This window comes from Bathymodiolus heckerae thiotrophic gill symbiont, assembly GCF_900128515.1.
GTDB lineage: Bacteria > Pseudomonadota > Gammaproteobacteria > PS1 > Pseudothioglobaceae > Thioglobus_A.
In genome coordinates, this window is record NZ_FQTP01000096.1 from 1 (window position 1) to 4,929 (window position 4,929).

Annotated in this window: 12 protein-coding genes and 1 pseudogene; 11 read left to right on the forward strand and 2 right to left on the reverse strand. The window is 34.3% G+C overall.

The window, feature by feature from the left end; genetic code table 11:
• Positions 1-362, reverse strand: a 362-nt coding sequence (locus BTHERMOSOX_RS09175; RefSeq protein WP_138120790.1) for a hypothetical protein, incomplete at its 3' end; no start/stop codon positions are given.
• Between the two features lie 226 nt (positions 363-588).
• On the opposite strand from BTHERMOSOX_RS09175, the gene BTHERMOSOX_RS09180 reads away from it, so the two are divergent.
• The 11 genes from BTHERMOSOX_RS09180 to BTHERMOSOX_RS09230 all read left to right on the forward strand — a co-directional run bounded on the left by BTHERMOSOX_RS09180 (position 589) and on the right by BTHERMOSOX_RS09230 (position 4,778).
• A complete protein-coding gene (locus BTHERMOSOX_RS09180) occupies positions 589-822 on the forward strand; it encodes a hypothetical protein (RefSeq protein ID WP_138120792.1) in 234 nt (77 codons plus the stop codon).
• The gene (locus tag BTHERMOSOX_RS09185; RefSeq protein WP_249360670.1) at positions 819-1,055 is read left to right on the forward strand and encodes a hypothetical protein; all 237 of its coding nucleotides are present in this window, start codon (positions 819-821) and stop codon (positions 1,053-1,055) included. Before BTHERMOSOX_RS09180 ends, BTHERMOSOX_RS09185 begins: the two co-directional genes overlap by 4 nt.
• Before the next feature lie 20 nt (positions 1,056-1,075).
• Positions 1,076-1,741 (forward strand): transposase, encoded by a 666-nt coding sequence (locus BTHERMOSOX_RS09190; RefSeq protein WP_346654951.1) that lies wholly within the window; start codon positions 1,076-1,078, stop codon positions 1,739-1,741.
• A gap of 240 nt (positions 1,742-1,981) precedes the next feature.
• Complete coding sequence (locus BTHERMOSOX_RS09195) at positions 1,982-2,677, forward strand: Fic family protein (protein ID WP_138120798.1); 696 nt, start codon at positions 1,982-1,984, stop codon at positions 2,675-2,677.
• Between the two features lie 19 nt (positions 2,678-2,696).
• Complete coding sequence (locus BTHERMOSOX_RS09200) at positions 2,697-2,843, forward strand: hypothetical protein (RefSeq protein WP_171004717.1); 147 nt, start codon at positions 2,697-2,699, stop codon at positions 2,841-2,843.
• A gap of 60 nt (positions 2,844-2,903) precedes the next feature.
• The gene (locus tag BTHERMOSOX_RS09205; RefSeq protein ID WP_138120800.1) at positions 2,904-3,107 is read left to right on the forward strand and encodes a hypothetical protein; all 204 of its coding nucleotides are present in this window, start codon (positions 2,904-2,906) and stop codon (positions 3,105-3,107) included.
• A 63-nt stretch (positions 3,108-3,170) separates the two neighbouring features.
• Entirely contained in the window at positions 3,171-3,461 is a 291-nt protein-coding gene (locus BTHERMOSOX_RS09210) for an AAA family ATPase (RefSeq protein ID WP_212744645.1), read from the forward strand.
• Positions 3,462-3,633: 172 nt separating this feature from the next.
• Entirely contained in the window at positions 3,634-3,807 is a 174-nt protein-coding gene (locus BTHERMOSOX_RS09215) for a hypothetical protein (RefSeq protein WP_212744646.1), read from the forward strand.
• Positions 3,800-4,141, forward strand: a complete 342-nt coding sequence (locus tag BTHERMOSOX_RS09220) for a hypothetical protein (protein WP_138120802.1) — start codon at positions 3,800-3,802, stop codon at positions 4,139-4,141. Before BTHERMOSOX_RS09215 ends, BTHERMOSOX_RS09220 begins: the two co-directional genes overlap by 8 nt.
• 65 nt (positions 4,142-4,206) lie before the next feature.
• The gene (locus BTHERMOSOX_RS09225; protein WP_138120803.1) at positions 4,207-4,485 is read left to right on the forward strand and encodes a type II toxin-antitoxin system RelE/ParE family toxin; all 279 of its coding nucleotides are present in this window, start codon (positions 4,207-4,209) and stop codon (positions 4,483-4,485) included.
• The gene (locus BTHERMOSOX_RS09230; protein ID WP_138120805.1) at positions 4,485-4,778 is read left to right on the forward strand and encodes a HigA family addiction module antitoxin; all 294 of its coding nucleotides are present in this window, start codon (positions 4,485-4,487) and stop codon (positions 4,776-4,778) included. The genes BTHERMOSOX_RS09225 and BTHERMOSOX_RS09230 overlap by 1 nt, the downstream gene beginning before the upstream one ends.
• A 28-nt stretch (positions 4,779-4,806) precedes the next feature.
• Here BTHERMOSOX_RS09230 and BTHERMOSOX_RS09235 read toward each other — a convergent pair.
• Positions 4,807-4,929, reverse strand: a pseudogene (locus BTHERMOSOX_RS09235) (IS1595 family transposase); the annotation flags it as partial.

A 4,929-nucleotide genomic window follows, 5' to 3' on the forward strand; every position in this document is an offset into this window, starting at 1 on the left:
GTTAGCTCTTGAATGTCAGTATTGAATTCACTAATAGGCTGAATGGTATCGATACTATAGCTTGGCTTATCTGATTCAATACCCTTGATGCTGATTGAAGTTCTACCTTTGCCAAAGTTATTAATAAACTCGTTGGCTTGGGTGTTGATATAGCCTTCAGTAGTACTGATGGCTTTATTGACTATTTGAGATTGTATTTGCTCGCCTGCTTGGCGAGCATCAACGGCGGTAGTGTTGAGTGATAGGGTTAGTAATAAAAATACAAAAAACTGTTTAAGCTTGGTTAGTGCACTAGGGAGTGTTTCCCCCCAGCCTAGAGACGTGAGTGCTTGGTTAGTTTTTTTGTTTTTTAATGTTGTCATTTTAATTGATCAAAAGATAGTTTTATAAAAATTTCGGGTATTTTACCACGTACCCCCCCTTGCAGTGCAAGTTATTATTTCCCCAATCCAAAAATAGAAACTAAAAAAACACAGCAAGCCCAGTTGGTATAATAGTTTTAACCAAAAAACTGTTTCACCCAATGGGTGAAAACAAAAAAAACAACCATGTCCTTCTTTTATACACAACCAAACCTTACTGCGTTTTATGAATATTTTAAACTACAAACTTGATACTACCAAAGAACTTTTAACCTCTCGTATTGGATTACTTGCCACTGCCCATACAATTAACACACTTAATTTATCCAATGTCATTGACAAGCACTTCCCAGCACTAGGCAGCAATCGTGCCCTTAAAGCCTCAACCTTTATCAACACCTTAGTGCTGCCTTACGCAATTGCAAAAACATTACGCTTGATATTGACGCCTCTGGAGTGATTGCTAGTAAAACAAGTGCTCAGTGGACTTATAAGAGCAACAAAGGCTATATGCCCATGGTAGGACATATTGCGCAAACCTCTCAGATTGTTGCCACTGACTTTAGGCAAGGCGATACTTCTCCAGCAAAAGATAATCTTGAGTTTATTAAACGCTGTCAAAAGGCCTACCAAAAGGTGTTAAAGTCAACAAACTACGCATTGACGCTGCAGGCTATCAAGCCGGCATTATAGATTTTTGTTTTGACAAAAACATCGGGTTTACCATCAGGGCAAAGATGTGCAAATCCCTCAAAGATATTATCATTGACAAAAATAATAATTGGCAAGCTTTGCGTAACAAAGATGGCAAAACAATTAAGCCGCAAGAAACCTTTAGAATGCAATACTTTATCGGCAAAGATGGATCTGTTTTTGATTTAGTGGTGCAAAGAAAGTTAATCAAAGGGCAGACCGAGACGGGCTTAGGTATAGATATGAATAATGCCATTAATGACAGCGACCAAAGTCTTGCTATTGGTGAATATATTTATCGAGCCATTGCCACTAATCTTGAGGGTTTAACTGATAGTGAGATTATCCATTTTTACAACCAACGAGGTGAAGACAGTGAAAACCGCATTAAAAAGCTAAAAAATGACTTTGGTGCAAGACAGATGCCTTGCTCTGATTTTAGTGCCAATGCCCTGTATTTTGACATTTGCAGCCTGTCTTACAATTTGTTTGCTTTAATGCGACAACTACTACCGCTTGAGTTTGCCAATAAAAGAGCAAAATATGTGCGTCATCGCCTCTACAGTATTGCCGCCAAAGTCATCCAACATGCCGGGCAGGTGATTGTTAAATGCCAAGCACAATATTATGATTTACTCAATCAAGTATTAAACAGTATCAAGGCATTTAGACCTGTGTTAACCTGAACTAGCGCCTTAGTACTCATGAGCGCTTTTATTAAGTAAGGACTACGCTCGTCTAAAAATCAGAAAAACCAATGAAAAACTGTTTGAACAAGCTCACAGCACTTCTGATTAGTTGACTGTTAGTAATAATCATAGACTGGTTGGTTGAAAATTATTTTTTTGGATTTATTGATTCTATTTTTGGATTGGGGTAAATATAATAATATAACTGTTTTTATATTATTAGGTATAATTAGCGCCATGAAAAAACTTAACCGTATTAACAATGACACAACACAAGCTATATTCTTAGCCAAAAAGCAATTACCAGAGTTGGTGTTTGATGTGGTCAACCTTGAGGGTATTAATTACACACTGCCTGAAGTGATGACCCTACTGGATGGCGTTACTGTTGGTGGTAAAAAACAACAAGATGAGTTGATTACTAATAATCAGATTAAGTCTTGGAAACTACTGTTTGACTTAATAGAACAAGACACCTTTAAAGTGGACAAGCCTACTGTATGTAAATTACACAATGTGGTTGCAAAAGATGAGGCTTTAACTTACGGAATGTTTAGACACGCTCAAGTGTTTATTGCAGGTACAGATTATGAAGTACCTGGGACGAATAATCTTGATGATATTTGGCTTAATAATATGCCAACACTTAGCGCCAAAGCCACCAATGAACAGATTTATCACTATGCTATTAGCATCTTCTTACAAATGGCTAGGAATCAGTTTTTCTTTGATGGCAATAAACGTACAGGGCGATTAATGATGAATGGCATCTTATTATCACATGGCTTACCAGTAATCAACTTACCAGCTAAACGACAACTGGAATTCAACCAACTCATGACTAAATTTTATCCATCGGGAGATGAACAAGACATGCAGGTGTTTATGTTGTCTTGTATTAATCAAAGAGTGGTTGAGGCAATGAGTAAATAATTTTAAAAAAGGAGAAAGTATGAAAAAACTAACAATAATTTTAATCAGCCTACTAATAAGTGGCTTTAGCACTGCTAAAGAGGATAAAAAATGGTATGGTGTTTTTACTGGTGGCAGTTATCCAGTAGATAGCTGTAATATCATTAGAGTTTCCAACAATTTATGAAATTCTAAAAGTCATGGGTTTGCTAATTATTACACGCCAATGAAAGGGTATTCAGATGACATGTCAAAGAAAATATATCGGCAACAAGAAAATTTTATTAAGAATGCAAAAAAGAATAATTACAATGCTCTTATAAACTATAAAACAGAGTTTTTTGGTTTTGGTTCAACATTTCAGGGGAAAACAATAAACGGAGCTAAAGGCTCTGGCGTATATATTTTACGCACAACAGCAAATCCAGTAGAAGTTAGATGTAATAAATAATATAATAATATTTATATTTTTATATTATGGTATAATATCCTTATTACAACAACATAAATAACCATGCAAACAATCGCAATTCTCAATCAAAAAGGTGGCGTTGGTAAAACCACACTAACCATTAATCTGGCATACTCACTTCAAAAAGATGGCTATAAAGTAATGATTGTTGATTCTGATCCTCAAGGATCAGCACGTGATTGGAACAATGAAACAAACGGTAGTATTGTGCCAGTTGTTGGACTAGATAGAGCCTCACTGGCAACAGACATTAAAGCAATTAGTAAGGGATATGATTTTGTACTAATTGATGGCGCACCAAGACTTGCAAAAAAACATGGCTGCTGCCATTAAATGTGCCAATACAATACTCATTCCAGTTAAGCCTTCAGCATTTGATGTTTGGGCTAGTGATGAGTTAATCGATATGATCGAATAGCGTCAAGAATTTGATATTAATTTAAAGGCGTTTATCGTTATATCTCAAGCCATACAAAATACCAAGATAACTGGAGAGGTTGTTAAAGTGTTTGCAAATGATGACAATAATAGCAACATACCAATTTTAAATACTAAAATAATCAATCGAACGGCTTACGTACAAAGTGCATCAGAAGGCAAAACCGTATTCCACACAACAGATAAAAAAGCTCAACAAGAAATTAACAATATTAAGCAGGAGTTATTAAGCTATGATTAATCGCAAAACAAGAGACAAGCCAATTGAAAAATCAATTGCTAACGTGTTAAAAGATACCGCCACTAGAGTGGCATATTTAACAGATACCGAGATGAAGAAGTTTAAAATTAAGTCGGTTATTAGTAATATAAATATTAAAATATTATTAGATAATGCTCTATCAGACTTAATGAAAGATAAAGATCCTCAGTTTGAAAAGATAAAAGTAAAAGCGGTAAAACGCTCTTTTACCATTAATCAAGATAGATTAAACGAGATGAAACTGTACTTAATTAATCATGATAATGCCACGCAGGATTTACTTATTTATAACGCCATTTTAAAGATAATATAAAAACATAACTATTATTATATTATAAGTGTTGCATATAACGCAACACTTATGTTATAATAAACAGCATGATTAAATCATTTATTCACAAAGGGTTGAAAAAATATTATTTAACTGGAAACCCTTCAGGGATAAATCCCAATCATAAAAAGAAAATCACTATACAATTATCTGCATTGGATACAGCCACAACAATTGATGATTTAGACTTACCTGGATTTGATTTGCACTATCTTTCAGGTAATCGAAAAAATATTTTATCAATTGGTGTTAATAAAAATTGGCGTATAACTTTTGAATTTAAGAATGGTGATGTTTATATATTAAACTATGAGGACTATCACTAATGAATATGCATAACCCACCACATCCTGGAGAATTTATACAAGAGGTTTATCTAAATGAACTTAATGTTAGTCCACGATCTATTGCTATAAAACTAAACGTCGCCCCATCTACTTTTCATAGGGTGCTAAAAGGCACAAGTAATATTAGTGCTGAAATGGCTATTAGACTCTCCACAGTCTTAGGTAGAACGCCGCAAAGTTGGCTTGCCATGCAAGATAATTTTGACTTGTATAATGCTTATAATAAAATTGATTTATCAAAAGTCCAGTCAATTCAAAATATAAATGCATAGCCATCATGTATATAATATATAAATAGGGTCATGACAACTTAAGCGACTCTTTTCTGAACATTTCAAGCAAAATCTTATAAAGATTTTGCTTGCGATTATTGAATCTAAATTCACATTCTTTCAAGTGTAAATTAAACATATTTTTATTCAT

What these genes read in the sequence shown, in the direction of transcription:
- BTHERMOSOX_RS09180 (WP_138120792.1), top strand. Translation starts at nt 589, where the DNA reads ATGAATATTTTAAACTACAAACTTGATACTACCAAAGAACTTTTAACC.
- BTHERMOSOX_RS09195 (WP_138120798.1), top strand. Translation starts at nt 1,982, where the DNA reads ATGAAAAAACTTAACCGTATTAACAATGACACAACACAAGCTATATTC.
- BTHERMOSOX_RS09200 (WP_171004717.1), top strand. Translation starts at nt 2,697, where the DNA reads ATGAAAAAACTAACAATAATTTTAATCAGCCTACTAATAAGTGGCTTT.
- BTHERMOSOX_RS09205 (WP_138120800.1), top strand. Translation starts at nt 2,904, where the DNA reads ATGTCAAAGAAAATATATCGGCAACAAGAAAATTTTATTAAGAATGCA.
- BTHERMOSOX_RS09210 (WP_212744645.1), top strand. Translation starts at nt 3,171, where the DNA reads ATGCAAACAATCGCAATTCTCAATCAAAAAGGTGGCGTTGGTAAAACC.
- BTHERMOSOX_RS09220 (WP_138120802.1), top strand. Translation starts at nt 3,800, where the DNA reads ATGATTAATCGCAAAACAAGAGACAAGCCAATTGAAAAATCAATTGCT.
- BTHERMOSOX_RS09225 (WP_138120803.1), top strand. Translation starts at nt 4,207, where the DNA reads ATGATTAAATCATTTATTCACAAAGGGTTGAAAAAATATTATTTAACT.
- BTHERMOSOX_RS09230 (WP_138120805.1), top strand. Translation starts at nt 4,485, where the DNA reads ATGAATATGCATAACCCACCACATCCTGGAGAATTTATACAAGAGGTT.